The sequence below is a fragment of the Kitasatospora sp. NPDC091207 genome (genome assembly GCF_044768625.1).
In the GTDB taxonomy this organism is placed as follows: Bacteria; Actinomycetota; Actinomycetes; order Streptomycetales; family Streptomycetaceae; genus Kitasatospora.
On the sequence record NZ_JBIVVS010000004.1, the window covers coordinates 418,934 to 444,579 of the forward strand.

The window sequence follows — 25,646 nt, forward strand, 5'->3', positions numbered from 1 at the left end:
AACCTACGTCCGCCGGTCCGCCGTCGCCCGCCGAGCGGTCCCGCCCACCCGGCACGGTCGGCCGGCGAACGGGCCGGCGGGGCGGCCGCGTCGCCCCCGGGGATGCGCGAACCGGCCCGTCCGGCCCGGCGGGCCGTCAGCCCCCGGCGGCCACCCGCTCGCGCCACCAGTCCACCGTCGCCCCGACCTGCTCGCCGACGGGGGTGGCCCGCACCGCGAACTCGGCCTCGTAGTCGCTCGAATCCATCACGAACGGACGGTCGAACTGGTAGCGGGTCTCCTTCAGTTCGCGGATCAGCGGGGAGAAGAGCGAGGCGACCCCCAGGACCGCCGGCGAGAGCCCGCGCACCGCGACCGGCGCCGTGCCGGCCCGGTCGGCGAGGCGGTCGACCATCGCGTGCCCGGACAGCGCGGGCGCCGTCGGCACGTGCCAGGCGCGGCCCCAGGCCCGCTCCTCGCCCGCGACCTCGACCAGTGCCCGCGCCACGTCGGGGAGGTAGGTCCAGCTGTGCGGGGCGTCCGGGTCCCCCAGCACGGAGACCGGCTTGCCGCGCAGCACGCGCGGCACGACCCGGCCGGACAGGTGCCCGCGATCGGTCACACCGGGCCCGAAGAAGTCCGCGGCCCGGACCTCGACCGCCCTGATGCGGCCCTGCTCGTGCCAGCCCCGCGCCTGCTCCCAGATGGCGGCGCGCACCCGGCCCTTGGGCCCGGTGGCCGCGAGCGGCAGCTTCTCGGTCACCGGCCCCTCCACCGGTCCGTAGCCGTAGAGGTTGCCGAGCATGACCAGGACGGCCCCGCTCGCCTCGGCCGCCGCGCAGACCGAGGAGGCCAGCGGCGGCAGCTCACGCACCCAGCGGTGCAGGGGAGGCGCGGCGCAGCCGTGGATCGCGGCCGCCCCCTTGGACAGCTCGATCAGCCGCCCGCTGTCCGCCGCGTCCGCCGCGACGTGCTCGATGCCCGGCTCCGGGCTCCGGCCCGACCTGGTGACCACCCGCACCGCGTGCCCCCGCTCGGCCAGCAGCCGGGCGGTGGCGGCCCCGGCGGGCCCGAATCCGACAACCACATGAAGACTCACGCACGCACCCTAGCGCGATGCCGAGTTGACCCTCCGTCCGCCACCGGCGGCCCGGTCCGGCCCGGACCGCTCAGGGTGCGCCGATGCCCAGCACCACCGCCGTGGTCGGCCCCGCGGGAGTGTCGTAGGTGACCGAGTCACCCGTGCGGTGGCCGAGCAGGGCATGGCCCAGCGGACTGTCGAAGGTCGCCAGGGTCTCCTCCGACTCATTGGCGAGTTCGCCGATCTGGACCGTCTCCTGGGTCCCGTCGGCGAACCGCAGCGTCACGCTGCTGCCCACCCCGACGACATCGGGCGGGGCGGCGGGAGCCGTGGCCGCCTCGCTCAGTCGCGAGGTGATCCCGGCGATCCGGGACTCCAGGCGGGCGACCTCGGTGACGCGCTGCAGTTCGTCCGCCTGGTCGGCCAGGTCGCCGGCGGTGTCGGAACCGGCGCCCTTCAAGGTCGCCGCGACCGCCTCGCGTTCGATCCGCAGCCGGTCCAGCTCCTGGTCGAGGGCCTGGCGGGCCTCGGGGCTGATGGGCTCGGGGCTGGTGGGCTCGGGGCTGCCGGTCATTCCTGCTCCCGTGGTGGTGGCGGGACAGAATTCCATGCCGCAAAGAGGGCATTTCCGAGCATAGCAATCCCCGCTGGACGGTCGCCCGGCCAGCAACCGCCCCCCGCCCCGGGGCCCGCCGTCGCGGCCCGCGTCACCCGAGCCGGCGGACCGCCCGGCCGGTCAGTCGCCGGCGGCGGTGGGACGGTGGTGGACGTACTCCACCACCGTGCCGTCGGGGTGGCGGACGTTGAAACCGGCACCGGTGGGCACCTCCTGGAGCGGGAAGACGATCTCCGCGCCCTCGGCGAGCAGCCGCTCGTAGTAGGGCCGGACGTCGTCCACCAGCAGCGTTCCGGTGGTGGCCCGGAACGGCGCCAACTCCCTCTCACCGCCGGCGATGAGCAGGAACGCGCCGACGGTCGCCAGCCGCAGGGCGCCGAACGTGAACCTGGCGTCGGCCGTCACCGTCTGCAGGCGCTCGTAGAACGCGACGGCGGTGTCCAGGCCGTCCGGTTCCAGGAAGACCCGGATCAGGACGCGGGGTTCGCGGAGGTGGGAGGAGTCGTTGTGCCGGCGCCACACCCGGGGCGCGTGCTGCTCTGCTGTCATGCCGTCAGCGTCGCGCGCCCCGGGCCGCGGTGGCAGTCCACCGTTGATGGGGTGAGTCGCACTCATAGGATCAGCGCATGGACGAGTCGCTACGCCGAGAGCTCGGAGCCCACCTGCGCGCGGCACGGGCGCTGATCGCCCCGCAGGACGTCGGTCTCGGCGCCGGCGGCCGACGCCGCGCCCCCGGGCTGCGCCGCGAGGAGGTCGCCACCCTGGCCGGGGTCAGCGTGGCCTGGTACACCTGGCTGGAGCAGGGCCGGGTGAGCACCTCGCGGCAGGTCGTCGACGCCGTCTGCCGGGCTCTGCGGATGGATCCGGTCGCCCACCGGCACGCCCTGGCGCTGGCCGGGTTCCTGCCCCCGCCGCCCCGCGCCGGGCAGTGGGCACCGGCCGTGCCCGGCCCGGACACGCTGGCGCTCGTCGACAGCTGGCACGGCACCCCCGCGCTGGTGCTGGACGAGCGCTTCGACGTCCTCGCCGCCAACGCGGCCCACCGGCGGCTGTGGGGCTCCCCGGAGGACACGCCGCCCGAGGACCGCAATCTGCTGCTGCAGCTCGCCGCCGGGCCGTCCGGACGGCACCGGATCACCACCGGTCCCGCCGACGGGAGCGCCCCCGGCGGGCAGGCCCTGCTGCGCGGTCTCTACGAGCAGTTCCGCGCCGCCACCGCCCACGTCCCGGACGACGCCAGGTCCGCGGAGATCGTGCGCCGGCTGCACGTGCTGCGGCCGGACGCCGCGCACTGGTGGCAGTGCCGCGCGGTCGCGGACTTCCGGCCGGCGACGGTCGAGGTGGTGGACGCCCGGGAGCCGGCGCGGGTGCTGCGGCTGACCTTCTCGCTGCTGCGGCCGGCGGCCGGGGCCGGGGTGCTGCTGCTCACCCAGCACCCGGCCGACTCCCCCGGGGCCGCCCTGCTCGCGGTGGCCCTGGCACCCTGACGGACGGCCGCGCCGCCCCGGGACGCGGGAGGGGCCGTCCGGACCGGCGCCGCGGTGGCGCCGGTCCGGACGGCCCCGGAGGCGGTCCGCGGGAGCGGCACGCTCAGGGAAGCAGCTTTTCGAGAGCCGCGGGGCCCTCCTCCGCCAGCTTGCGTTCCGCCCAGGCGAGGGTCTCCGGGGTGATGTCGCGCCCGGAGGCCAGTACCAGGTCCTCGGGCGTGACCTCACCGCCGGAGCCGGTGTGCAGCAGGGCGTCCGGCGTGACCGCGCCGGGCCACTGAATCGAATCGGGTCGGTCGTTCATACCGTCTCCTAGGTCGTCCAGCACTCCATCCCTCCATCCTGGCGCCCGGACCGCGAAAACGGGCGACGGCAGGGGGTGGACAGGGCCGGATGGTGGAATCCGCCGCGTGGCCGGCCCGGTCGGCGGCGCGCGGCGGGACCGGCCGGCGGCGGGGTGGCGCCGGGACCGGGCCGGAAGCCCGACAATGGCGCAATGAGCAGCGCACACCCGCAACCCCGCGGCCTCACCTCCCTGATCCCGCAGTCCCGGGCCACCACCGCCAGCGAACGGGCCGCCGCCCAGCTGCTGCACCTGCGCGAGGCCTCGTTGCCGGTGCCGGTCGTCGCGGCCGCCGCCGAGCTGATCGCCGAACGCCTGGAGGACCCGGACCCGGTCACCCGCGAGGTCGCCGCCGCCGTCCACGCCCGCCTGCTCGCCGCACTGGCGGACGTCGCGCCCGCCCGGTGAGGGCTGCCCGCCGGCGCCCCGGCCCCGCGCCGGGGTGCCGGGGGGCGACCCGTGGGGCGGCGCCGGCGGCTCAGCGCCCGGCGACCGCGTCCAGGCTGCGCAGCGCCCGGTCGGGCAGCTCGACGGAGGCCGCCGCGATGTTCTCGCGCAGATGCGCGACCGAGGAGGTCCCGGGGATGAGCAGGATGGCCGGGGAGCGCCGCAGCAACCAGGCCAGCGCGACCTGGCGGGCGGTGACGTCCAACGCGCGGGCGACGTCTTCCAGGGCATCGAGCTGCAAGGGGCGGAAGCCGCCCAGCGGGTAGTACGGCACGTAGGCGATGCCCTGCTCGGCGCACCGGTCCACGAGGTCGTCGTCCTCGCGCAGGGCCACGTTGTAGTGGTTCTGCACACAGGCCACCGGGGCGATCCCCTGGGCGGCCCGGACCTGCTCGGCGCTGACGTTGCTGACCCCGAGGTGCCGGATCAGGCCCTGCTCGCGCAGGTCCGCGAGCGCGCCGAACGGCTCGGCGAGGTCGGCGGCGGCCCGGGTGCCGGTCATCCGCAGGTTGACCAGGTGCAGCACCGGGATGTCCAGCCGCCGGAGGTTGTCGTGGACGGCGCGGACCAGTTCGTCGCGCGACAGGGCGGCGGGCCAGGCCCGGTCGGGAGTGCGGCGGGCACCGACCTTGGTGGCGATGCACAGCTGGTCCGGGTACGGGTGCAGGGCCTCGCGGACGAGGTCGTTGACCACGTGCGGGCCGTAGTAGTCGCCGGTGTCGATGTGCGTGATCCCGGCCGCGACGGCGGCGCGCAGCACGGCGAGGGCGGCGTCCCGGTCCCGGGGCGGCCCCCACACCTTGGGGCCCGCCAGCTGCATCGCGCCGTAGCCGATCCGGGTGAGTGCCCGGTCACCGATCGTCCAACTGCCCGCCGCGGCCGCGGCGGTCGTCTCTGAGGTCATGTCCGGATGATCACCGGGCCGTAGGCTGGCCGCCAATGATGAGGGGATGTCCGAATCCCGAGGAGGCCGCGTGCCCGCGGAACTGGCGTTCTCGGCCACCGACCTGGCCCTGGTGAGGTTCGCGTCGCCGAGGCCGTCCTGTCCGCCGCCCCTGGCTGACGGTACCGGCCGGGTGGGCGGCCGGCGGCACAGCGGTCCGCACGGCGAAAGGGCTTGACCGCTCGTCATCCGCGCTGCGATCTTGGCGGGCGACCGGGTGGCCCAGGGGGCCACCGTGACGTGAGGTGCCGAGGGGGAGACAGCGTGAACACCACGGGGGCCACGGGGGCTTCGACGGAGCCGGCGACCAGGCGGCGGGCACTGCTCGCCGGGGCGGTCGCCGGGCTGACGGGCGTGGCGGCGATGGCGGCCGCCCCGCCGGCCGGAGCGGCGACCGCGGGGAGCGGCACGCCGGACCGGTTCGACGTGCGGACCTACGGCGCGGTCGGCGACGGCACCGCGGACGACACCGCCGCGGTGCAGGCCGCGATCAACGCGGCGGCGGCCGCCGGCGGCGGGACGGTCTACTTCCCGGTCGGGAAGTACCGGGTCCTCCCGGCGGCGGGCGCGCCGGCCCTGACCGTCGGCGGCAACGGGATCCGCCTGGTCGGCGCCGGGAGCAAGGCGTCGATGCTGGTCAAGGGCGCGGACGGGATCCTGCTGCGGCTCTCGGGCGGCGGCGCCGACGCGAGCGGGGCCACCCACCGGCGGTACTGCGCGATCGAGGACCTGGGGTTCAACGGCAACCGCCGGACCGGCCTGGTCCTGGAGCTGTACTACAACGACAACACCTACGTCCGCGATGTCTACATCACCGCCAACAACGACCTCTGCGTCGACGCGGTGGAGTGCTGGGACTCCCGGTTCTACAACCTCGTCGTCGAGTCGAGCAGCGGCCCGGCGGGCAGCACCACCCAGCCGAACGTCTGGCTGCGCAACAGCTCCGCCGTCCAGGGCTGGGGCTACAGCGAGGACAACGTCAACCAGATCCACTTCACCGGCTGCCGGTTCGAGGCGTTCGGCACCGGCGGTCTCTGGATCACCCAGGGCACGTACGCGTACAACAATCCGAACGGGATCTACCTGACGGACTGCAAGTTCGAGACCTCCCAGATGCAGGGCGGTCCGCACCTGAGGGTCGACGCGTCCTGCAAGCACGTCTACGCCCGTGACATCTACGCCTACGCCGGCAACTTCGCCCCCGGCTACTCCACCCCGCAGAACATCATCGCCTGGGCCGGCAGCGCCGGCGCCCTGGAGAACGTGCTGATCGCCAACGGCCCGGTCGCCACCGTCAACTCCGGCGTCGACCTCTACTCCGGCCCCGGCACGGTGGCCGTCCTGCGCGACGTGGTCGGCCTCTACGGGACCAGGCCGACCGGCCACCACGTGTACTACGAGAACTCCAGCTCGGGCGAGTTCCGGGTCGAGAACACCTACGGGAACACCACCCAGTCCGGCGCCACGGTCAGCCAGGCCGGCGGCACGCTGCCGACCAAGCACGCGCCGAACGCGCCGTTGCGCCTGGTCGCGGGCCCGGTCAGCGACGCGTCCTTCACCCGGCCGCCGGCCGACGGGACGCTCGCCGTGGACACCACGTCGAAGCGGCTGTACGTGCGGGTGAACGGCGCCTGGCTCTGGTCGCCGCTCACCCCGTAGCCGCGCGCGTCGCCGGCCGCTCCGGGTGTGGGCGGCCGGCGCGTGGCGGCCCGGCCACGCGCCCGCGTGCGCTCAGGCCGGGCCGCCGCCCTCACGGTTGGCGACGGCCTCCGGGGCCGGGGCGGCGGCCGCGGTGACCCGGGTGCCGGGGTGCAGCAGCGCGCAGAGGAAGGCGACCGCGAGGGCGGCCGCCATGCCGTACAGCACCGGCCCGTTCGCCTCCGCGAAGTCCTGCCGGACCGCGTCCAGCAGCGCGGACCCGACGCCGCCGGGGGCCTGCCCCGCGGCGCCGTGTCCGGTGATGCTCCGGGTGATCGTGTCGGCGACGCCGGGCGCGGCGTCCGCCGGGACGCCGTTGGCGACCAGGGTGCTCCGCACGTTCCTGGTGGTGCTGTGCAGCAGGACGGTGCCCAGCACCGCCAGGCCCAGGCTCGCGGAGTAGTTGCGCACGGTCTGGGTGATCCCGGTGACCTCGCCGTAGGAGGCGTTGATCGAGCGGTTGACGGCGTCCGTCGAGGCGGGCGTCAGCAGCAGCCCGATCCCCGCGCCGGCCAGCACGATGTACGGCCACTGGGCGCCGAGCGACAGGTCGGTGATCTTCGCGGCCCAGAGCGCGAACCCGACCGCGCCCACCGCCGTCCCCAGCAGCATCGGCGGGCGCGCGCCGCGTCGGTCCAGCATCCGCCCGCCGATCTGCGAGCCGGGGGCGAAGCCGGCGAAGAAGACCAGCAGGTAGAGCCCCGCCTCACTGGGTGACTGGCCGAGCGCCACCTGGGCGTAGACGGAGGCGAAGAAGAACACCGGGACGAACGCGATCATGGCGAAGAACAGCACCGCGTTGTCGGCCGCGAAGGCGCGGTCGGCGAAGACCCGCAGCTTGATCAGCGGGTGCTCGGTGCGCAGCTCCAACCCGGCGAACAGCACCAGGACGGCCAGCCCGCCGAGGATGCACAGCCAGGTCGCCCAGCTGCCCCAGCCCCAGGCCCCCGCCTGCTGGAGGCCGAGCACGCTGAGCCCCATGCCGGCGGCCACCAGGACGGCGCCGGTCCAGTCGACCGGCTCCCGGCGGGGGGTGTTGCGGATCCCGGCCAGCACGGTCAGGACGAGCGCGACCACCGCGACCGGCACGTTGACCCAGAAGATCGCCCGCCAGGTCCAGCTGGTCAGCCAGCCGCCGAGGATCGGGCCGATCGCGGTCAGACCGCCCGCCACCCCGAAGAACAGCGCCAGCGCCCGGCCGCGCCGGTCGACCGGGAACACCTCCACCACCACCGCGAGCGCCGCCGGGAACATCAGGGCCGCGCCGAGGCCCTGCACCGCCCGGAAGCAGATCAGCCAGGCCTCGGCGCCCCCGCCGGACGGCACCGCGCCGCAGAGCGCGGAGGCGAGCACGAAGGTGAGTGTCCCGATCAGCATCATCCGTTTGTGGCCGAGGACGTCCGCCAGCCGGCCGCCGAGGGCGAAGAAGGCGGCGAGCGACAGCAGGTAGGCGTTGACCACCCACTGCATGCCGACGGCCGACAGCCCCAGTTCGCGGATGATGTCGGGTGCGGCGATCGAGACGATGGTCTGGTCGATGAACGTCATCGACACCGCGAAGAGCATGGCCGCCAGCGTCAGCGACTGGCTCGCCGCGACGGGCGCGGTGTCCTGCGGGGTGCGGCCGGGCCGCCCTCTTCCCATCCCTGCCGTCCTTCCGTGGCCGCTGGGCCGTCCGTGACCTCCGGGCCCCTCGGTGCCGCCGGCCGCGTACGGCGGGCCGCCCGCGCCGCGGGGCCTCGCACGTGAGGGTCCCATCGGCAGGCGGACACGTCGACACCGCCGGGACGACTCCGAACGGGGGTGCCGCGGTCGCGCGGCGCGTTCCGGGCCGGGGCAGTGGGGCAGCCCGGCCGGGCGGGGGCCGGGCGGTGACGCTCCGAGGTCACCGGCGGCCCCTCGCCGGGCCGCCGGTGACCGCTCGGGACGTGTTCAGCACTGGGGGCGGCGGCCGTGATTGGCCCCGCGCTTGGCCCGTGCCTTCTTCTTACGGCGTCGCTTCGACGACATGGCCACTCCTCTCCCGACAGGGTGTTCCGCACCCCGGATTCCACGGTGGCACATCGGGCTCCGCCGGGCCTCCGGAGCACCGGTGCGGCGCAGGCCGGCCGCCGTCGGGTCCGGGACGGGTCCGGCCGGGGGTGCTTCGGCCGGCTGTCCGCCCTTCGGGACGGGTGCCGGCCCGGGGTGGTGGCCGACCGCCCCAAAGGGCAGCCGACACCCGAAGTCGTACTGGTCGCCCGCAAACCTCTTTTGACTGTCCATCAGCTCCAACTCCCCACTGCGGGGCGGCTCCGGCCCGACAACGTCCCGATGGGGCAGGCATCGCGGGGAGCCCGGAGCCCTTTGAGGCAGTTCTGGATTCCGGCGGACCACAGGGCCGTCTCCCCGATTAGGTTCGTTGGCAGACGGGTCGTGGACGTTCGGCCCGCCCTACATCACTGGAGGTATCTGCCATGCGACGTACCATCACCAAGGCGGCCAGTCTCGGCGCGGTCGCGATGTTCGCGGTGGCGCTGGCCCAGCCCGCGCAGGCGGCCCAGAGCGGCGACGCCGGGGCGCGCCCCGCGGCCAAGGTGGCGCCGGCCTACTTCGAGTTCACCGACGGCACGAACACCTTCGTGTTCCAGCTCACCGACTCCGCCCGGATCCAGCAGGCCCGGAACATCCTGAGCGGCGTGGAGACGGAGAACGTCGGCGTCATGGGCACCGTGGTGAAGGCCCCGGCCTCCTACAACAAGCCCTGGAAGTACCAGCTCGCCCCGAACTCGGTGCAGTTCTTCGGCATGGCCGTGGAGGTGTGCGACGCGAGCATCTCCTACGTCAACGACCACCTGCCCGAGGTGGGCGGCGCCCTTCTGCCGGGCTCGACCTGGTGTCCGTGGCAGTCCAAGCTGACGCGCGAGGTCACCGCGCCGTAAGGGGTCACACCCCGGGGCGCCGACCGCGCCCGTTCGACGCTCCGGCCGCCGGCTCCTTCGGCGGCCGGAGCTGTCATGTATCCGACAACATCCATTCGCCCAGGCGGCGGGCCCGCGACGGTACAGGAGCGCGACCGACAGACCGAACGCGCCCGCCAGGACCAGGGCGTCGGCGACCGTCGCGGCCCGGTCGCCGGGGAGTCCCGGCCGGGGGCCGAAGCGGGCGGGCACCCGGCCCGCCGGGTCGTGGGTCACGCCGACCTCGGCGCCCACGGCCGGCCGGCCCGCGCGGTCTCGACGGAGAGCAGCGAACCGTCGTCCGTGCGCACGGTGGCCAGGAAGGTCGCCGGCGGATCCACCGCTCCCCCGCCGCCGCCGATGTCGCGATGGGCCGAGACGACCCCGCGCACCACGATCCCCCGGTCGTGCAGGACCCGCTGGTCCGACCCGTCCAGGGCGGCGGCCGGCCGGGTGGCCGACCCCGCCGGCAGCAGCACCGCCGCGAGGGTGAGCAGCCAGGCCGAGGGGCGGGCGACCGGTTCACACCCGAGCACCACGGCGAGCAGCACCGCCACCAGCAGGACGACCATCGCCGCACCCGCCGCCAGGGGTGCCAGGACCCCGCTCCGCTCGTGCAGCAGGACGACCCTCCGCACCGCACCCGCCAACACGGCCGGCAGCGCGAGGCCGAGGGCGAGGGCGAGGGCGAGGGGGACCGCGCCCCGCCGCGGAGCACACAGCCCGATACGCACCGAGTCGACTTCCATGAGCGGCGTTTGACGATGCGTCACAGCCAGGGCCGGCGGGATGTGGCGAGCCGGCGCGCGCCCTCCGTGCGCCGCGTGGGCGGTTCGCCGGCTCGCACCGGAGCCCGCGGGCACCCGCCGCAGGGCACCGGACGGCCTCGTCCGCGCCGTCACGGACAACCCACCGAGCCGTACGACGGCGCGCCGCCCCGCCCGCCCCGAGCGGGGCGGGCGGGGCGGTCCCGGCGACGGGTCGAACGGGCAGCGGCTTTTGCCCCCGCCGACCCGTTCCCCTTGCACTCGGACCTCGGAGCAACCCGCAGGGCCGATTCGCAAGCCCTCCCCAGCGCACCGCCATGGAATCGCAGGAGTGGTCCTGCCCGGGCCACCGGGGCCGCCGAAGCGTTCGGGCGCCGGTGGCGGAGCGGACCGGCTGACCGGAGACCGACGGCCGGCCGGGGAGCAGCGGTGAGTCCGGTGTGGTGGCGTCCGGTGTGGGGCCGGCCCCGGGTCGGCGGAGTCGGCCCCGGGGATCAGAACGCCGAGGTATAGGCGGTCAGGAACCGGTCGGCGACCGGCGAGCCGCCCGCGTTGAAGCAGAGCGTGTAGAGGCTCACCGTCCCGGAACTGCGGGCCCAGGGCAGCGCCAGCCCGCACCAGTTCGGGCCCGGCCCGAAGGCCGTGACGTGCGCGGTGTCCGAGGGGACGGCCACGCCGGGCAGGGTGACGGTGGCCGGGACCGAACCGGCGAGCGTGTTGGTCGCGCCGCTGGAGTTGAAGTTCGTCGCCGCCGGCACCCCGCCGTTGAACCAGAGGTACCCGAAGGACTTCGGCGGGAACGCGGGCCCGTGCAGGGCGCGCTTCAGGGAGTAGCTCAGCGTCCACCGGGTGTCGTAGGGGGCGTTGGCCGCGTCGAAGCAGCTGACCACGACGGTCTGGCCGGACGCGGCGGGTGCCCAGTCGGCCACCTTGCAGCGCGCGCCCTGGACCGCGTCGACCGCCGTGACCTCGATGTTCCCGGCGGCGGTGGACAGCCCCAGGCCGGGCAGCCAGGCCTTCCAGATCCCGGTCGAACCGTGGCTCACCGTGTTGACCGCACCCGCCGAGTTGTACTGGGCGAGGACCGTCCCGGAGATGTCCGAGTAGGTGTAGCCGTAGCTGCCGCCGGCCGGGGACGGGGTCCCGCTGCTGGTGGTGTAGAGCACGGTGAACAGGGTGTTGTCGGGAGCGCCGCCGGGCCGGTAGCAGTTCACCGCGACGTCCTGCCCGGTGCCCGCCGTGGACCAGCCCTTGATCTGGCACCAGTTGCCGGTGCGGCCGACCGCGGTGGCGTGGGCGATGCCGCCCGGACCGGCGATGAACGGGAAGTGCACCAGGTACGAGCCGACCGCAAGCTGGTCGACCTTGACGGGATTGCTCGCCGGTGACGTCCAACTGCCCCACTGGCGGCTGGGGTCGGGCACGTAGCCGGCCGGCGGGGTCGGGTTGTCGAGGAAGGCGAAGCCCCAGCGGTCGGGCACGGCGGCCCGGGCGGGGCCGGCGGTCGGGAGGGTGGCGGCCACCACGGCGGCCAGCACGGCGAGAACGAGCAGGACGGCGCGGACGGGTCTGAACGACGGTGCGACAGTGCGGGCGTGCATGGGCGAACTCCCTGGGTGGTGAGGAGGGGTGTGCGGCCTGCGGGGTGCAGCCTGCGCTACGAGCCCGCTCCCGGTCGCCGGGGCGGGCCGTGGCCGACAGGACGCACCGGTCCCATGGAGTCCGGTGAGGTCCGACGTCGGCCGACGCTGTCGGGGTCAGGCCGACGGCGCCTCACATCGTAGGAGGGCACCGCCCGCGGGCCCAGGCCTCTGGCATGGTCGCGCGGTCTGTTGCCGGCCGTTCGCGGGCCCGCCCCACCCGCCCCGGCGGCCTCCTCCGGACGCCGCGCCCCCACCGGTCACGCCCCGCCGGTGACCCGGCGCCCCAGCACCCACCGGCCGCCCCGGCGGTACCGCGCCACCGGCGGGTCGGCGGTGGCCGGAACCGGCTCGGTCCGGCCGGCCCGGAAGCCCCACGCGGCCGGCCGGAGACCCCGGCCGGACCCGCTCCCCCTCAGCGGGCGGGCCGCTCCGCCGCGGCGGCCGGGCCGGCGGCCGGGCCGGACCCGGGGGCCGGGCCGGACCCGGGGGCCGGGCCGGACCCGGGGGCCGGGCCGGTCGAGGAGCGGATGACCAGCTCGGGGTCGAACAGCAGCTCGCCGGTCGGCACCTCCCGGTTGGCGACGAGCGCCAGGACGCTGCGGCCCACCTCCAGCGCGAGCCGGTCGGCCGGCTGACGGACCGTGGTCAGCGGAGGGTCGACGAACTCGGTGATGGCCGAGCCGTCGTAGCCGACCACCGACACGTCACCGGGGACGGAGCGCCCCTGGCGGCGGATGCCGCGGATCGCGCCCAGCGCCATGTAGTCGCTGGCCGCCACGACGGCGGTGGCGCCGCGCGCGAGCAGCGGACCCACCGCGGCCTGTCCGCCCTCGACCGTGTAGGACTGACGGATCACCCAGTCCTCGGCGCCCTCGATGCCGCGCCTGGCCATGGCGTCCAGGAAGCCCCGGACGCGCCGGTCGGCGGGGTGGTTGCCGGCCGGCCCGGAGGCCATCCCGATCCGCCGGTGCCCCAGCCGGTGGAGGTGGTCGACCGCCAGCTCGGCGGCGAGCGCGTCATCGGTCGAGAACACCGGGGTGGGTACCCCGTCGGCGAACTCGCCGTTGATCCCGACGAACGGCACCCGGCGCTGGCGCAGCAGCTCGTACGTCCCGGTGTCCGCGCCGTCGACCGTGTTCGAGGCGGACAGGAAGACGACGGCGGCGATGCCCTTCTCCACCAGCGTGGCGATGAAGTCGCGCTCCTGCACGCCGCCGGGGAAGGCGGGGCACAGCACCGTCTTCAGCCCGTGCGGCGCGAGGGCCGACTCGATCCGCTCCGCCACATCGGCGAAGAACGGGTTCGACACGAACTCGGTCACCACCGCGACCAGTTGGCCCTGGGTCTGGCGCTCGTAGCCGAGTTCGGCCATCGCCTGCTCGACCGCGTCCCTGGTCTTCTTCGCGACGCCCTGGCGCCGGTTGATCACCCGGCTGACCGTGGCCTCGCTGACTCCCGCCAGGGCTGCCACGTCGGTGATCCCGACCTTCATTGCGGTCCTCCGTGTCCGTGGTTCCGGACCTCCGCAGGGTCGGCCGCCGATCGGGCCCGTCCGGCAGGAGCTCCGACGAGCGGCCCATGATACGGCCGGCGAGCCGGTGGATCACGCCCCCGGCCCCGCTGTTCGCCGTCGGTCCCAGCTGTCCGCGGACGGCTCCGCCGGCCCGCTCGGGGCGTGGCACCGTCGGCGCGGCCCACCCCGACTTGCACGATTCGAGTGAAAACCTTCAGCCGGATCAGACAACAGATCTTGCCGAGTCCATTGCAAGCCTTCACCCCCGCTTGTTAGCGTGCCTCGCGCCGGGTCGACGACGGCCGACCCCGCCGACCCCACCCTCAGCCCCCGGAGACCTCGATGAAGCGTTCCCGCCTGTCCCTGCTGACCGCGTGCGCCTTACTCGCACCGCTCGCCCTCGGCGCTCCGGCCGCGGCGGCCGCCGAAGCGGGCGGCAGGCCCGGTTCGGGCACCGCCGCCCCGGCACCGCTCCCCCTCGTCAACCCGGGCTTCGAACAGGGCACCGCGGGCTGGGCGTTCAGCCCCGGAACAGGGGTCGCGACCAACTACCCCCACGGCGGCGGCGGGCTCGTCTACCTGGACGACGGCGCCGGCAAGAGCGTCACCCAGACCGTGACGGCCACCGGCCGGGGCACCTACGACATCTCGGCCTGGATCGCGACCGGCGGCGCGAACGGCAGGTACGAGGCCCGGGTGAACGGCGCCGTCGTCGCCTCCGTGACCCTGGCCGACGCGTCCAACTACCGTCGCCACACGCTCAGCAGGATCACCCTGGCCCGGGGCGACCGGCTGGAGATCGGCTTCCGGTCGGGGGACGGCTGGATCAACGCCGACGACCTGATGGTCTCCCCGTCCTCCCCGGCGGACCCGAGGATCAGCTCCTCGGACCCGAAGATCGTCGAGATGTTCGACTGGGCCAAGCTCAAGGCCAACAGCTGGGTCCAACTCCCCGGCGCACAGGGGCCGCTGAACGTCGACGAGTGGAACACGGGCGGCAGCGGCACCGGCACCTACGGGGCCTCCTACTGGGCCGGCTACGCCAACCGCAGCGGCTACTACTCGCGCGACTTCGCCCACCAGCTGGCCGGCGCGGGTGTCCTCGGCCTGAGCGGCGCGAACAAGGCCATGCTCCGCTCGTTCGCCGCCTCCGCCACCGCGGAACACGCCTACTACCCGGTGTGGGCGCTGAACTTCGACACCACCAGCTACCTCTCGATCGACTACCGCAGCCCCAGCAGCTTCGTCCGCGAAGTCCCCGCCGTCTTCGAACTGGTGCAGAAGGCGGCCGAGGCGTACCGGTGGAGCGGTGACCGCGCGTACGTCGACGACCCGACGCTGTGGGACTTCTACCGCCACGCCACCGGCGAGTTCGTGGACCTGCACGACGGTGGCAAGGCCAACGGCCCCGTGAAGGTCGCCGAGGGCACCGGCAAGGGCATCTTCCAGGGCACCGCCAGCTACAACGAGCAGAGCGGCGAACCGCTCGCCGAGGCCGGCGACGCGATCGGCTCCCAGTACCAGGCGTACCTCGCGATGGCCGAACTCGCCCGCGGCAAGGGCGACCGCGACCTCGCCGCGACCTACCAGCGCAAGGCCCGGGACCTCAAGGCGTACTTCAACTCCACCTGGAGCGGCGCCGGGTCCGGCGCGGACATGGTGCGCGGCTACACCACCGACGGGCGCGCACTCACCGGCTGGGGCAAGGAGAACAGCTGGTTCATGCCGATGAAGCAGATCATCGCCCCCGGGGCCCGCCTGGACGCCTACCTCGACTACATCGACCAGCAGGCGTCCGGCGAGGACGCCCCGGACAACATCGAGGCGCTCACCTACCTGCCGGACACCTTCTTCACCAACAACCGCGGCGACACCGCGTGGAAGTGGATGAACCACGTCTACGACCGCAAGGACATCCAGCACGTCAACGCCAAGCAGGGCACCAACGGCGACTACCCCGAGGTGTCCTTCACCCTGCTCGGCCAGACCGTCGAGGGCCTGCTGGGCGTCGAGCCCGACGCACCCGCGCGGACCCTCACCACGCAGTCCCGGCTGCCCGCCGGCATGGACTGGCTGAAGATCGACGATCTGCGGATCGGCACCGGCACCTTCTCGCTGCGGCACGACGGGGCCACCAAGTCGACCCTGACCAACACGTCGGGCGGCGGCGCCTACACCTGGGAGGCCCGCTTCCCCGGCGCCCACGCCACCATCACGGTCAACGGGGTGCCGCAGAAGGCCCGGACCAAGGTGGTGGACGGCGTCACCTACACCTACGCCACCCCGAGCGTGGCCGCCGGCCGTACGGTGACGGTCCAGGTCGGCTGAGGACGGCCGGACCGGTCCGGCACCGCGCGGAACACCGTGCGGGCCGGACCGGTCCGGCGCCGCACGCCCCACCACCCCTGTCGAGCCCTCGACGGCTCGCCCACCGGAGGTTTGCCCGTGCCACAGATCCTGGTCGACCACTCGGCCGATCTCGACTTCGACCGCCCGGGCTTCGCCGCCGCGGTCCACTCCGTGATCGCCGAGGTGATCGACACGACGGTCGCCGACTGCAAGACGGTGTTCCGGCCGGCGGGGCACGACACGGTCGGTGACGGCCGGTCCGGCCAGGCCGTGGTCCTGGTGGAGATCAAGATCCTGGCGGGCCGGAGCACCGACCGCCGGGCCGAGCTGACGGCGCGGGTGCTGGCCCTGCTGGAGTCGCACGTCGCGGTACCGGCGCTCCTCGGGGTGGAGGTCACCGAACTCGACCGGGAGACCTACCGCTTCGTGCACCACCCCGGGCGGTAGCCCGTCGCCGCGGCCCGGTGGGGCGTCGGGGGGAGTGCGTGGCGGCGGGCGCGCGGCCGCCCGGCGGCCGGCCGCCGCTCAGCCGGCCAGCACGCGGGCCTTCGCCGTGCCGAACTCCTCCTCCGTGATCACACCCTGGTCGCGCAGCGCGGCCAGGCGTTCCAGCTTGCCGATGACATCGTCCTCCGGCGCCGGCGCGGCGCCCGGAGCCGGTTCGACCGGGCCGGCCGCCGGCGCGCCGACGGGCTCGGTGTCCGGTGCGGGCCCGGTGTCCGGTGCCGCCTGCCGGCGGGCGACCCGGCCGGACACCGCCGTGGCGGTGCCGGCGACGACGGCGGTGCGCGCGGCCGTGCCGATCAGGCCCGGGCGGCCGGCGCGGCGAACGGGGCGACCCAACATGACCGTTCTCCCTTCTTCTCGTCCGTCCCCCGCCTTCCCCCGTCCCCTCCCGCGCCCGGCGGATCACCCGCGTCAGGTCGGTCCGGCGGCCGCGGCCTCCATCGCCCGCTCCACCACCGGTGCGGGGATCCGCTCGTGGGCCACCAGCAGGCCCCCGGCCCGCCGGACCGCCTGGGCGATGGGGGCGGCCCAGGTGTTCTCCCAGGCGAGCACGGCGGCCGAGGAGTCGGGGACGAGCTCCTCCGCGATCAGAGCGACGTCCTCCGCGCTGAACAGCCCGCCGATCTCGCCGTCGATGTCCTCGAAGACCGACGACTCGTCGGGGTCGAGGGACTGCAGCTCGATCTGGGTGACCGTGCCGTCCGCGGCCTTCTTCACGAAGGTGAGGTCGATGATCCGTACCGTGCCGTTCTGCACGAGCCTTCTCAGCTCGGGCGCGATCTCACCGCTGAACCGGTTGCCGGGGAAGGCGATGACGACGTACTCGACCGGGCCGATCGTCATGACGGACTCCTCTCCTCAGGCCCGCACCCGGTCAGGCCAGCACCTTGGCCTTCGCCTTCTCGTACTCCTCGTCGGTGATGTGGCCCTGTGCCCTGAGCTCGGCGAGCCGACCGAGTTCGGCGGCCGCGCTCGGCGGTTCGGCGGTCTGCCGGACGTAGGAACGGAACTGCTCCTCGCTCTTGTGCGCGCGGGCGAGTTCGCGCTGCCCCATGCCGGAGCCCCGGGCGATCAGGTACACGAAGACGCCGAGGAACGGCAGGAAGATGACGAAGATCAGCCACCCGGCCTTCCCCCACCCGCCGAGGCCGTCGTCACGGAAGATGTCGGCGATGATCCGGAACAGCAGCATGAACCAGAGGATCCAGAGGAAGAACCAGCACATCGTCCAGAACACGTTGAGCAGAGGGTAGTCCGCAGCCAGGTTTTGCACTGCAATGTCCATCGTCGGTCTCCTGTCCGAACTCCTCCCGCGACCCGTCTCGGGTCGCGTGGGGGCGGCACCACCGTGGGTGCCCCGCCGCATCGGGCCCACCGGCGGACCCGGTGTCCGCCCGGCACCGGTCCACGACTCGGGGATCCCGGTCGGCGGGGGCGCGGCGAGGTCGGCCCTGGTCGCCGGCTGGGCGTCACTCATCGGTGGCTGTTCGGCTCGCCCCGTCACGAACCCGACGACACCACGGGCACCTTCTCAGGCTAGCCCCTCCCCGGGTCGGCGGCACGGGCGTCGGGGCGCCCCCCGCGCGGCCCCCGGGCCCGTCTGCCGGGGCGACGGCGGCAGCGGAGTGCGACCATCACCCATCCGGCCTATCGTCGAGGGAGGCGGCACGGCGTTCGAGCAGTCCGCTGCTCCCCAGCCGCGGCGTGCCGGCTCCCGCCCGCCGAAGGAGATGGCCCGGTATGACCAGCATGTCCAGCCCGTCCGACACCCCCGTTCTCGACACCCTCGCCGCCATGACCATGGATTCGGTCGAGCGGTGCGGCCTGCCGATGGACACCTTCCTCCTCACCCGGATCGCCGCGCTCGTCGCGGTGGACGCGCCGCCGATGTCCTACCTGGCCCACATCGGCGCCGCCGACGGCTCGGACCTGACGGCCGAGCAGCTCCAGGACGTCCTGGTGGCCATCGCGCCGATCGTGGGCACCGCCCGCGTGATGTCCGCGGCCGCCCACATCGCGGAGGCCCTCGGCCTGGCCATCGCCGTGGCCGAGAGCGACATGATGTCGGGCAGCTGATCCGCCGCCGCGACTCGGCACCCGAGCGCGGCACCCGACCGCGGGACCGAGCCGACCCACCGGAGCGGACGTGGGGACCGCGGTCGGGCCCGGTACGCGAGCCCCGCGCGACCGGGCACCCCGTGACCGACCCGCGCGGACACCCCGCGCCGGGCGATGGCCGAGGAGGCGCGGAGGATGGCGTCCCGATCCCTCACGAGCGCCCGGTGGGCCGCCCGTGCCGCGTTGGCGTGCGTACTGGGCGCCGTCGCGGTACTGGTGGCCGTGGTCGGGGCCGGCGGCTTCCTGGTGCTCGCGATCGGCCTGGCCGGCCTGGCCCTCACGGCGGCCGGGACGTGGTGGGTGGTGTCCCACCACGGAGCCGTACGGCTGGCCGGCGCCCTGCTCGTGATCGCCGCGCCCGCGGCCGTCGTGGTGGGCTACGCCCGGGCCGACCTGTGGCCGGCCGCCCTGGGCGCGCTCGCGCTCTGGGCCGTCGCCGTCGCGTTCGCGCGCTCGGCCCTGCGGCGGGCGCGGCCCCACGACGGCATGCGCGCGGTGGTCGGCGCACGCCCCCGGCACCCCGTACTGATCATGAATCCCAAGTCCGGCGGCGGCAAGGTCGGCCGGTTCGCGCTGGTCGAACGGGCCGAGGCCCTGGGCGCCGAGGTCGTCCTGCTGGACACCGCCGTCCACGTGGACGTCGCCGACCTCGCCCGGCGCGCGGTCGCCGGGGGCGCGGACCTGCTCGGGGTGGCCGGCGGTGACGGCACCCAGGCCGTGGTGGCCGAGATCGCCGCCGAGCACGACCTGCCGTTCCTGGTGATCTCGGCGGGTACGCGCAACCACTTCGCCATGGACCTCGGCCTGGACCGCGAGAATCCGGCCGCCTGCCTGGACGCGCTGACCGACGGGGAGGAACTGCGGGTCGACCTGGGCGTCGTGGGCGGCCGGACCTTCGTCAACACGGCCTCGTTCGGCGCCTATGCCGAGATCGTCCAGAGCCCGGAGTACCGCGACGCCAAGACCGGCTCGGCCCTGGACGCCCTCCCCGGCCTGCTCCTCGGCAACTCCGGCCACCCGCTGGAGGCGGTGCTGGCCGACGGCACCCGTCTGACGGCGCAGCAGGCGCTGCTGGTCAGCAACAACCCCTACACGGCCCCCGAACCGACCGCCGTGGGCAACCGCCGGCCGCGGCTCGACAGCGGCACGCTGGGGGTCGTGGGGATCCGGGTGGGCAACGCGACCCAGGCCGCCGCCGTCGCGCTGCGGGGCAGCCGGGCGGCGGGCCTGCGGGTGCTGACCGCACCCCGGGTGGTCGTCGACGCCGACACGGAGCGGATGGCGGTCGCCGTGGACGGCGAGGCGCTGCGGCTTCCGACCCCGGTCACCTGCGCCGTCCGCCCCGGTGCCCTGCGGGTGCTGGTGCCGCGCGGGCGCCCGGGTGCTCCGCCGGCCGCGCCCGCGACGGACTGGCGCGAGGTCCTCGTCCTCGCCCTCGGCCGACCGCCGCGGTCGTCCCGGAGCGCGTAGCCCCGTCCTCGGCGCCGGTACCCGGGCGCTCGCCTGGGGCGCGTTCGCGCGTCCGCACGCCGGTTGTGGCCTCCGGCCGCCCCCCGGTCCGACCGCCCGCGCCGGGCGCCGCCGGTCCGGCGCGGTCCGGGGCGGCGGGCCGGAAGGGCCGGCCCGGGGCGGCTCCTGACGGTCACGCGGGGGCGGTGGCCGGGCCACCGGCCAGCGCGCCAGGACCCGCCGGAGGGCTCGACGTAGCACGAACTCCGCACGCTGCGGAGGGATTTCCCCGGGATACCCCTCACATGAGCGAACCCCTTCCCGGCCACGGTACGACAGGCCCGGGGCGGGGCAAGTCTGGTGCCTGTACCCAGCTGGGCGGGCCGTTCCGGCCGGCGTCCGGGTTCCCTGGAGCATGCGACAGGGCGAGACCGAATCGGCTATAAAACACTGTTGCTGATCTTTCGTCATAAATGTCCCGGACATCCGGTCGTCGGACGGCACCTGCCCGCCCACGGACCCCGGCACCGCCGGAACCCGCCCACGACCGCTCTTCCCCACCCCTTCGACCGCTTGAGGATGCTGATGCTTCGTGCTGGATCGTCACCCGGAGGCCGGCGCCCGGCTCCCGTACTCGTGTGGCTGGTGCCCACGGTCGTGACGGCGGGCGCCGCTGTCGTCGCCGCGCTGGTGACCTCCGCCGGCGCCCGCGCGGAAGTCCTCTGGTGCGGAGCGGTGGGCACCGCGGCGGTGGCCCTGGTCGCGGCCGAGGCGGCCCGCCGGGGCCGCGCACTGGCCGCCCTGCGCGAGCGGTTCGCCCTCCAGGAGAACGAACTGCGCCGCCGGCTGGCCCGGCAGGAGGCCGAGACCCTCCGGCTGGCCCAGACCCTCCTGCCCGAGGCGATCGCCCGGCTCCAGCGCGGTACGTCGACCGACGAGGTGGTGAGGTCGTACGAGTCCCAGGACACCGGCACCGGCCCGCAGTTCCAGGCCGCCCGGCTGGCGGTGCTGCGCGCCGTCCTGGAGACCGTCGACAACGAGGAGGGCATGCGTGAGAGCACCCAGCGGGCCTTCGTCAACATCGCCCGCCGCGTCCAGGCGATCGTCCACCGGCAGGCCCAGGACCTGCGCGAGATGGAGGACCGGCACGGCAACGACCCGGCGGTCTTCGACGACCTGCTGCGCCTGGACCACGGCAACGCCCTGATCGGCCGCCTCGCCGACAGCATCGCCGTCCTCGGCGGTGCCCGCCCCGGCCGCCAGTGGAGCAAGGCGGTGCCGCTGTACAGCGTGCTGCGCGGCGGCATCTCGCGCATCCTGGACTACCGGCGGGTGGAACTGCACCCGGTCTCCGAGGTCGCCGTCACCGGTCCGGCCGTCGAGCCGCTCATCCACGCGGTCGCCGAACTGCTGGACAACGCCACCCGTTACTCGCCGCCGCAGACCAGCGTGCACCTGACCGCCGTCGAGGTGCAGACCGGCATAGCGATCGAGATCGAGGACGGCGGCCTCAGCCTCAGCGAGGAGGGCCGCGCCCGCGCCGAGCGGATGCTCCTGGAGGCGCAGGCCGGCATCGACCTCAACGACCTCGGTGAGACCCCCCGGCTCGGCCTGGCCGTGGTCGGACGGCTCGCGCAGGCCTACGGCTTCCAGATCTCGCTGCGGCCCTCCGCCTACGGCGGGGTGCGCGCCGTGCTGATCGTCCCGCAGGAGCTGATCACCACGGCTCCCGCCACCGGCCGGGCCCACGGCATCGGTGCCGCCGCCAATCCCCGGCCGGCACCGGACACCGCGCCCCGCCCCTCGGACCGGCCGCGAACGGTCTCCGTCTCACGGCCCTGGGGCTCCCGGACCGTCGCCGCCCGCCCGGGCCCGTACTCGGCCGAGGACGACGTCCCGGTGGTCACCGAGCGGACCGCGAACGGCCTGCCCCAGCGCCGCCGCCACGCCGCGCCCTCCCGGCGCAGCGCGGCCGAGCCCCCCAGGATCGCCCCGGCCCCCCGGGGCCCGGACCCGGTCCCGGACCCGGTCCAGGCGCCGGTCCAGCCCGGCATGTGGCTGGCCGCGTTCCACGAGGGGGTGAACGGCCACACGCCGTCCGCCGGCACGGCCGGCCCCACCAGCGAAGAGTCGGCAGGGAAGAGCGAGCAGTGATTCAGCAGCGGAGCAACATGGACTGGATGCTCAAGGATCTGGCGGACAGCGTCCCGCACACCCGGCACGTCGTCGTGCTCTCCGCCGACGGTCTGCGGATGGCCCAGCACGGCACCGACAACGACACCGCCGACCGGCTCGCCGCCGCCTGTGCCGGACTGCAGAGCCTGGCCGCCGCGGTCGGGCACGAGTTCCCGCACAGCGACGGCCGGATGCGACTGGTCGTGATCGAGATGGGCGGTGGCTTCTTCTACCTGATGGCGGCCGGCGCCCGGGCCTACCTCGCCGTCCTCGCCGACGAGGGCGTCGACGCCGGCCTGATGGGCCAGCGGATGCGCGACCTGGTGGCCCGGATCGGCGAGCATCTCAGCACACCGGCGCGCAACGGCGGGCAGGTCGCGTGAGCGCAACCGACCAGGACTGGGACGACGGAAAACCCGAACGCCTCTACGTGATCACGCGCGGCCGCAGCGGACTGGCCGAGCAGACCACGTTCGACCTGGTCACCCTGATCGTCTCCCGCGCGCAGCCGGCGCCCACGATGCAACCGGAGCACGCGGCGATCCTGCGGATCTGCGGCTCACCGCTGTCGGTGGCCGAGATCTCCGCCTATCTGCGGCTGCCGATGAGCGCGGTGACCGTCCTGCTGGCGGACCTCCTCGCCGAGGAGCTGATCGAGGCCCGCTCGCGGGTCCCCCAGGCAATCCTTCCCGAACGCGCCCTGCTGGAGGCGGTGATACATGGACTTCAGAGACTCTGAGACGGCCCCGGGGCCGCAGCACGCCGACCTCCTCCCGGCCTCGGCCACCACGGCGGTCAAGGTGGTGATCGTGGGGGGCTTCGGGGTCGGCAAGACGACCCTGGTCGGCTCGGTGAGCGAGATCCGCCCGCTGACCACCGAGGAGACGATGACGCAGGCCGGCGCCGGCATCGACGACACGGCCGGTATCGAGCGCAAGACCTCGACCACGGTCGCGATGGACTTCGGCCGGATCAGCATCAACGAGGAACTGGTGCTGTACGTGTTCGGCACCCCGGGGCAGGAGCGGTTCTGGTTCCTCTGGAACGGCCTGTTCGAGGGCGCGCTGGGCGCCGTGGTGCTGGTCGACACCCGCCGCCTCGAAGTCAGCTTCGAGGTGATCGGGCGGCTGGAGGACCGCGGCGTGCCGTTCGTCGTCGCGGCCAACACCTTTCCCGAGTCGCCGAGTTACCCGACCGAGGAGCTGCGGGCGGCACTCGACCTGCCGCCCGAGGTGCCGATCGTCGACTGCGACGCCCGCACCCGGGAGTCCAGCCGTGACGTCCTGCTCGCCCTGATGCGCCATCTGTACGACCGCCCGACGCCGTCGGGGCGGTGACCCGCGCGGCCACCGCCCCTCCCCCGCTCCCACCGGCCGGTCCCCGGCCCGTTTCCCCGCCCCGCGCCCGGCCCCGGCCGTCGTGAACGTCCACCACGTCCGTGACGTCCACCACGAACGCCGACGGCGGGCGTTCACGACGACCGTGCGGGGCGGCCGCCGTCCGGCGACCGCCCCGCCCCGACCCCGGAGACTCCGTGACCACCCCGTTCCCTGACCACGCGCTCCCCACCCCACCCCCCGGCTGCCCCGCCCACGGCCTCGGCCCGGACGGTCCCGGCACCGGCACCGGCGGCCCACGCGGCGGCGGTCTGGGCGCCGACGGCCTCCGGCGGCTCTACGGGCCCGAGGCCGAGGCCGACCCGGCCGGCCTGTACGAGAAGCTGCGCGCCGAACACGGCGAGGTGGCGCCCGTCCTGCTGCACGGCGACCTCCCCGCCTGGCTCATCGTCGGCCACAGCGCGAACCTCATCGCCATGCGCACCCCCTCCCGCTTCTCCCGGGACTCCCGCCGCTGGTCGGCGTTCCAGGACGGGCTGGTCGCCCCGGACTCCCCGCTGATGCCGGTGATCGCCTGGCAGCCGCTCTGCGTGTTCGCCGACGGGGAGGAGCACAAGCGCCTGCGCGGTGCGGTCACCGACGGCTTGAACAGCTTCGACCGGCGCGGTGTCCGGCGCCATGTCACCCGCTTCACCGACCAGCTCGTCCAGGAGTTCGGCCCCACCGGCCGGGCCGAGCTGGTGACCCAGTTCGCCGAGCACCTGCCGATGCTCGTGATGACCCAACTGGTCGGCATGCCCGAGGAGTACGGCCCCCACCTGGTCGAGGCGGCCCGCGACCTGATGAAGGGCACCGAGACCGCCATCGCCAGCAACGACTACGTCGTCGCGACGCTGCGCCGGATGATGGAGCGCAAGCGGGTCGCCCCCGGCGCCGACCTGGTGTCGTGGCTGATGCGGCACGAGGCCCGTCTCACCGACGACGAAGTCCTCGAACACCTGCGGGTCGTCCTGCTCGCCGCGAACGAGACGACCGTCAACCTGATCGCGGACACCCTCAAGATGGTCCTCACCGACCACCGGTTCCGCACCCACCTGTCCGGCGGCCACATGACCCTGTCCGACGCCCTGGACCAGGTGCTCTGGGACGCGGCGCCGATGTCGCTGGTCGCGGGCCGCTGGGCCACCGGGGACACCGAACTCGGCGGGCAGCGGATCAAGGCCGGCGACATGCTGCTGCTCGGCCTCGCGGCCGGCAACGCCGACCCGGCCGTCCGCCCCGACCCGACCAAGCCGCTCCACGGCAACCGCTCCCACCTCGCCTTCGGCGCCGGCCCGCACGAGTGCCCCGGGCAGGACATCGGCCGCGCCATCGCCGAGACCGGCATCGACGTCCTCCTCACCCGCCTGCCGGACCTCCACCTCGCCGTCGAGGAGGAGGAGTTGACCTGGACCTCCGCCTGGATCTCCCGTCATCTGTCCGCCCTCCCCGTCCAGTTCACCCCGCGGGCGACACCGGAGGAGGAGGTGACGGCCCCGCCGGGCACGGTGCCGGCGACACCGGGCGCCGCGCCGTCCACCCCGCCGTCCAACCCGCCGGCCGCCGCCCCGCAGGCCGGTCCCGCCGAACCGGCCGCCGGCGCGGAACCGGCCGCCACCGCCGAACCGGTCCTCACCGTCCCCCACCAGCGGCGGTCCTGGTGGGACTCGCTCACCCGGTGGCTCCGGCTCTGACCGGGCGGCGCCGGCCCGGCCCGTCCGGCACACTCCGGGCCGGGCCGGGCCCGCTCAGCCCGGCCCGGCGCCGAGATCGACGGCGGCCGTCCCGTGCAGCACCCGCCCGGCCGCCCGCGCCTCCTCCAGGCTCCGGGTGAAGACCTCGATGCGCTCCCGCGTCGCCAGGGCCATCAGTCCGGCCGGCCACGTCCCCGGCGGCACCACGAGGACGATGGCCCTGCCCCGCTGCCCGGCCGCCGACACCCAGCCGGCCGAGGCCTCGACCGGCGAGGCGGGTTCCCACACCTGCCGCCCGCCGACCAGCACCAGCCTGGCCAGCAGCGGCCCGCGCACCTCCAGCACCCCGCTGGTGTCCGGCGGCTCCCCGGCCGCCAGGGTGAACCCGCTGTCCACCAGGTTCTCGACGAGTTCCCCGTGCAGCGCGGGCCCGACCTCCACGATCACCTCCGCGAACGGCGGACCGTCCGCCGTCTCGCGGACCGCCAGGGCCCACACCATCGGCGCCCGCTCCGGACCGCC

Annotated in this window: 26 protein-coding genes; 13 read left to right on the plus strand and 13 right to left on the minus strand. The window is 74.7% G+C overall.

What is annotated here, in order from left to right; genetic code table 11:
• Positions 1–136: 136 nt before the first annotated feature.
• The 3 genes from ACIQTO_RS11550 to ACIQTO_RS11560 form a co-directional block, all read right to left on the minus strand.
• Positions 137–1,078 (minus strand): NAD-dependent epimerase/dehydratase family protein, encoded by a 942-nt coding sequence (locus ACIQTO_RS11550; protein ID WP_402386190.1) that lies wholly within the window; start codon positions 1,076–1,078, stop codon positions 137–139.
• A 70-nt stretch (positions 1,079–1,148) separates the two neighbouring features.
• Complete coding sequence (locus tag ACIQTO_RS11555; RefSeq protein ID WP_402386192.1) at positions 1,149–1,634, minus strand: GreA/GreB family elongation factor; 486 nt, start codon at positions 1,632–1,634, stop codon at positions 1,149–1,151.
• A 162-nt stretch (positions 1,635–1,796) separates the two neighbouring features.
• A complete protein-coding gene (locus ACIQTO_RS11560) occupies positions 1,797–2,225 on the minus strand; it encodes a VOC family protein (RefSeq protein ID WP_402386195.1) in 429 nt (142 codons plus the stop codon).
• 77 nt (positions 2,226–2,302) lie between these two features.
• Here ACIQTO_RS11560 and ACIQTO_RS11565 point away from each other — a divergent pair, with 77 nt between their 5' ends.
• Positions 2,303–3,163, plus strand: coding sequence for a helix-turn-helix domain-containing protein (locus ACIQTO_RS11565; protein ID WP_402386197.1), 861 nt, complete (start codon positions 2,303–2,305; stop codon positions 3,161–3,163).
• Positions 3,164–3,266: 103 nt separating this feature from the next.
• Here ACIQTO_RS11565 and ACIQTO_RS11570 read toward each other — a convergent pair whose 3' ends face one another.
• Positions 3,267–3,467, minus strand: a complete 201-nt coding sequence (locus tag ACIQTO_RS11570) for a hypothetical protein (RefSeq protein ID WP_402386200.1) — start codon at positions 3,465–3,467, stop codon at positions 3,267–3,269.
• A 192-nt stretch (positions 3,468–3,659) separates the two neighbouring features.
• Between ACIQTO_RS11570 and ACIQTO_RS11575 the strand changes: the two genes are divergently transcribed.
• Positions 3,660–3,914 (plus strand): hypothetical protein, encoded by a 255-nt coding sequence (locus ACIQTO_RS11575; protein WP_402386202.1) that lies wholly within the window; start codon positions 3,660–3,662, stop codon positions 3,912–3,914.
• Between the two features lie 70 nt (positions 3,915–3,984).
• Here ACIQTO_RS11575 and ACIQTO_RS11580 read toward each other — a convergent pair whose 3' ends face one another.
• Positions 3,985–4,857 carry an oxidoreductase gene (locus tag ACIQTO_RS11580; protein ID WP_402386205.1) on the minus strand — a complete coding sequence of 291 codons (873 nt, stop codon included), beginning with the start codon at positions 4,855–4,857 and terminating at the stop codon, positions 3,985–3,987.
• 303 nt (positions 4,858–5,160) lie between these two features.
• Between ACIQTO_RS11580 and ACIQTO_RS11585 the strand changes: the two genes are divergently transcribed.
• Positions 5,161–6,555 (plus strand): glycosyl hydrolase family 28-related protein, encoded by a 1,395-nt coding sequence (locus ACIQTO_RS11585; protein WP_402386208.1) that lies wholly within the window; start codon positions 5,161–5,163, stop codon positions 6,553–6,555.
• 72 nt (positions 6,556–6,627) lie between these two features.
• Here the strand turns inward: ACIQTO_RS11585 and ACIQTO_RS11590 are convergent, their stop codons facing one another.
• The gene (locus ACIQTO_RS11590; protein ID WP_402386211.1) at positions 6,628–8,238 is read right to left on the minus strand and encodes an MFS transporter; all 1,611 of its coding nucleotides are present in this window, start codon (positions 8,236–8,238) and stop codon (positions 6,628–6,630) included.
• Between the two features lie 812 nt (positions 8,239–9,050).
• Here ACIQTO_RS11590 and ACIQTO_RS11595 point away from each other — a divergent pair.
• Complete coding sequence (locus ACIQTO_RS11595) at positions 9,051–9,515, plus strand: calmodulin-binding protein (protein ID WP_402386214.1); 465 nt, start codon at positions 9,051–9,053, stop codon at positions 9,513–9,515.
• A 251-nt stretch (positions 9,516–9,766) separates the two neighbouring features.
• Here ACIQTO_RS11595 and ACIQTO_RS11600 read toward each other — a convergent pair whose 3' ends face one another.
• From ACIQTO_RS11600 to ACIQTO_RS11610, 3 genes are all read right to left on the minus strand, one after another.
• Positions 9,767–10,282, minus strand: a complete 516-nt coding sequence (locus tag ACIQTO_RS11600; RefSeq protein WP_402386217.1) for a hypothetical protein — start codon at positions 10,280–10,282, stop codon at positions 9,767–9,769.
• A gap of 512 nt (positions 10,283–10,794) precedes the next feature.
• Complete coding sequence (locus ACIQTO_RS11605; protein WP_402386219.1) at positions 10,795–11,901, minus strand: hypothetical protein; 1,107 nt, start codon at positions 11,899–11,901, stop codon at positions 10,795–10,797.
• A 454-nt stretch (positions 11,902–12,355) separates the two neighbouring features.
• Positions 12,356–13,435 carry a LacI family DNA-binding transcriptional regulator gene (locus ACIQTO_RS11610; protein ID WP_402386222.1) on the minus strand — a complete coding sequence of 360 codons (1,080 nt, stop codon included), beginning with the start codon at positions 13,433–13,435 and terminating at the stop codon, positions 12,356–12,358.
• Positions 13,436–13,798: 363 nt separating this feature from the next.
• Between ACIQTO_RS11610 and ACIQTO_RS11615 the strand changes: the two genes are divergently transcribed.
• A complete protein-coding gene (locus ACIQTO_RS11615) occupies positions 13,799–15,784 on the plus strand; it encodes a CBM35 domain-containing protein (RefSeq protein ID WP_402386225.1) in 1,986 nt (661 codons plus the stop codon).
• A gap of 117 nt (positions 15,785–15,901) precedes the next feature.
• Positions 15,902–16,252 carry a 5-carboxymethyl-2-hydroxymuconate Delta-isomerase gene (locus ACIQTO_RS11620; protein WP_402386228.1) on the plus strand — a complete coding sequence of 117 codons (351 nt, stop codon included), beginning with the start codon at positions 15,902–15,904 and terminating at the stop codon, positions 16,250–16,252.
• Between the two features lie 78 nt (positions 16,253–16,330).
• Here ACIQTO_RS11620 and ACIQTO_RS11625 read toward each other — a convergent pair whose 3' ends face one another.
• The 3 genes from ACIQTO_RS11625 to ACIQTO_RS11635 all read right to left on the minus strand — a co-directional run bounded on the left by ACIQTO_RS11625 (position 16,331) and on the right by ACIQTO_RS11635 (position 17,597).
• Positions 16,331–16,651, minus strand: coding sequence for an SHOCT domain-containing protein (locus ACIQTO_RS11625; RefSeq protein ID WP_402386231.1), 321 nt, complete (start codon positions 16,649–16,651; stop codon positions 16,331–16,333).
• A gap of 72 nt (positions 16,652–16,723) precedes the next feature.
• Entirely contained in the window at positions 16,724–17,155 is a 432-nt protein-coding gene (locus ACIQTO_RS11630; protein ID WP_402386233.1) for a DUF6325 family protein, read from the minus strand.
• Between the two features lie 31 nt (positions 17,156–17,186).
• Positions 17,187–17,597, minus strand: coding sequence for an SHOCT domain-containing protein (locus ACIQTO_RS11635; protein ID WP_402386235.1), 411 nt, complete (start codon positions 17,595–17,597; stop codon positions 17,187–17,189).
• 464 nt (positions 17,598–18,061) lie between these two features.
• Between ACIQTO_RS11635 and ACIQTO_RS11640 the strand changes: the two genes are divergently transcribed.
• The 7 genes from ACIQTO_RS11640 (at position 18,062) to ACIQTO_RS11670 (ending at position 25,124) form a co-directional block, all read left to right on the plus strand.
• Positions 18,062–18,388 (plus strand): carboxymuconolactone decarboxylase family protein, encoded by a 327-nt coding sequence (locus tag ACIQTO_RS11640; protein ID WP_402386294.1) that lies wholly within the window; start codon positions 18,062–18,064, stop codon positions 18,386–18,388.
• A 177-nt stretch (positions 18,389–18,565) separates the two neighbouring features.
• Positions 18,566–19,900, plus strand: a complete 1,335-nt coding sequence (locus ACIQTO_RS11645; protein WP_402386238.1) for a diacylglycerol/lipid kinase family protein — start codon at positions 18,566–18,568, stop codon at positions 19,898–19,900.
• A gap of 564 nt (positions 19,901–20,464) precedes the next feature.
• On the plus strand, positions 20,465–22,033 hold the full coding sequence (locus tag ACIQTO_RS11650; protein WP_402386240.1) for an ATP-binding protein: 1,569 nt from the start codon (positions 20,465–20,467) through the stop codon (positions 22,031–22,033).
• On the plus strand, positions 22,030–22,437 hold the full coding sequence (locus tag ACIQTO_RS11655) for a roadblock/LC7 domain-containing protein (RefSeq protein WP_360629234.1): 408 nt from the start codon (positions 22,030–22,032) through the stop codon (positions 22,435–22,437). Before ACIQTO_RS11650 ends, ACIQTO_RS11655 begins: the two co-directional genes overlap by 4 nt.
• Positions 22,434–22,793, plus strand: a complete 360-nt coding sequence (locus ACIQTO_RS11660) for a DUF742 domain-containing protein (RefSeq protein WP_380578942.1) — start codon at positions 22,434–22,436, stop codon at positions 22,791–22,793. The genes ACIQTO_RS11655 and ACIQTO_RS11660 overlap by 4 nt, the downstream gene beginning before the upstream one ends.
• A complete protein-coding gene (locus tag ACIQTO_RS11665; RefSeq protein ID WP_402386245.1) occupies positions 22,774–23,391 on the plus strand; it encodes a GTP-binding protein in 618 nt (205 codons plus the stop codon). The genes ACIQTO_RS11660 and ACIQTO_RS11665 overlap by 20 nt, the downstream gene beginning before the upstream one ends.
• Before the next feature lie 197 nt (positions 23,392–23,588).
• Positions 23,589–25,124, plus strand: a complete 1,536-nt coding sequence (locus ACIQTO_RS11670) for a cytochrome P450 (RefSeq protein ID WP_402386248.1) — start codon at positions 23,589–23,591, stop codon at positions 25,122–25,124.
• A gap of 54 nt (positions 25,125–25,178) precedes the next feature.
• On the opposite strand, the gene ACIQTO_RS11675 is transcribed toward ACIQTO_RS11670, so the two are convergent.
• Positions 25,179–25,625 carry a hypothetical protein gene (locus ACIQTO_RS11675; RefSeq protein ID WP_402386250.1) on the minus strand — a complete coding sequence of 149 codons (447 nt, stop codon included), beginning with the start codon at positions 25,623–25,625 and terminating at the stop codon, positions 25,179–25,181.
• Positions 25,626–25,646: the final 21 nt, after the last annotated feature.

Bases quoted from the DNA above. Each gene is read 5' to 3' on its own strand.
- ACIQTO_RS11645 (WP_402386238.1), top strand. From the start codon at position 18,566: ATGGCGTCCCGATCCCTCACGAGCGCCCGGTGGGCCGCCCGTGCCGCG.
- ACIQTO_RS11600 (WP_402386217.1), bottom strand. From the start codon at position 10,282: ATGGAAGTCGACTCGGTGCGTATCGGGCTGTGTGCTCCGCGGCGGGGC.
- ACIQTO_RS11580 (WP_402386205.1), bottom strand. From the start codon at position 4,857: ATGACCTCAGAGACGACCGCCGCGGCCGCGGCGGGCAGTTGGACGATC.
- ACIQTO_RS11635 (WP_402386235.1), bottom strand. From the start codon at position 17,597: ATGGACATTGCAGTGCAAAACCTGGCTGCGGACTACCCTCTGCTCAAC.
- ACIQTO_RS11630 (WP_402386233.1), bottom strand. From the start codon at position 17,155: ATGACGATCGGCCCGGTCGAGTACGTCGTCATCGCCTTCCCCGGCAAC.
- ACIQTO_RS11610 (WP_402386222.1), bottom strand. From the start codon at position 13,435: ATGAAGGTCGGGATCACCGACGTGGCAGCCCTGGCGGGAGTCAGCGAG.
- ACIQTO_RS11565 (WP_402386197.1), top strand. From the start codon at position 2,303: ATGGACGAGTCGCTACGCCGAGAGCTCGGAGCCCACCTGCGCGCGGCA.
- ACIQTO_RS11615 (WP_402386225.1), top strand. From the start codon at position 13,799: ATGAAGCGTTCCCGCCTGTCCCTGCTGACCGCGTGCGCCTTACTCGCA.
- ACIQTO_RS11560 (WP_402386195.1), bottom strand. From the start codon at position 2,225: ATGACAGCAGAGCAGCACGCGCCCCGGGTGTGGCGCCGGCACAACGAC.
- ACIQTO_RS11675 (WP_402386250.1), bottom strand. From the start codon at position 25,625: ATGGTGTGGGCCCTGGCGGTCCGCGAGACGGCGGACGGTCCGCCGTTC.
- ACIQTO_RS11640 (WP_402386294.1), top strand. From the start codon at position 18,062: ATGTCCAGCCCGTCCGACACCCCCGTTCTCGACACCCTCGCCGCCATG.
- ACIQTO_RS11650 (WP_402386240.1), top strand. From the start codon at position 20,465: ATGCTTCGTGCTGGATCGTCACCCGGAGGCCGGCGCCCGGCTCCCGTA.
- ACIQTO_RS11575 (WP_402386202.1), top strand. From the start codon at position 3,660: ATGAGCAGCGCACACCCGCAACCCCGCGGCCTCACCTCCCTGATCCCG.
- ACIQTO_RS11570 (WP_402386200.1), bottom strand. From the start codon at position 3,467: ATGAACGACCGACCCGATTCGATTCAGTGGCCCGGCGCGGTCACGCCG.
- ACIQTO_RS11625 (WP_402386231.1), bottom strand. From the start codon at position 16,651: ATGTTGGGTCGCCCCGTTCGCCGCGCCGGCCGCCCGGGCCTGATCGGC.
- ACIQTO_RS11590 (WP_402386211.1), bottom strand. From the start codon at position 8,238: ATGGGAAGAGGGCGGCCCGGCCGCACCCCGCAGGACACCGCGCCCGTC.
- ACIQTO_RS11555 (WP_402386192.1), bottom strand. From the start codon at position 1,634: ATGACCGGCAGCCCCGAGCCCACCAGCCCCGAGCCCATCAGCCCCGAG.
- ACIQTO_RS11595 (WP_402386214.1), top strand. From the start codon at position 9,051: ATGCGACGTACCATCACCAAGGCGGCCAGTCTCGGCGCGGTCGCGATG.
- ACIQTO_RS11665 (WP_402386245.1), top strand. From the start codon at position 22,774: ATGGACTTCAGAGACTCTGAGACGGCCCCGGGGCCGCAGCACGCCGAC.
- ACIQTO_RS11605 (WP_402386219.1), bottom strand. From the start codon at position 11,901: ATGCACGCCCGCACTGTCGCACCGTCGTTCAGACCCGTCCGCGCCGTC.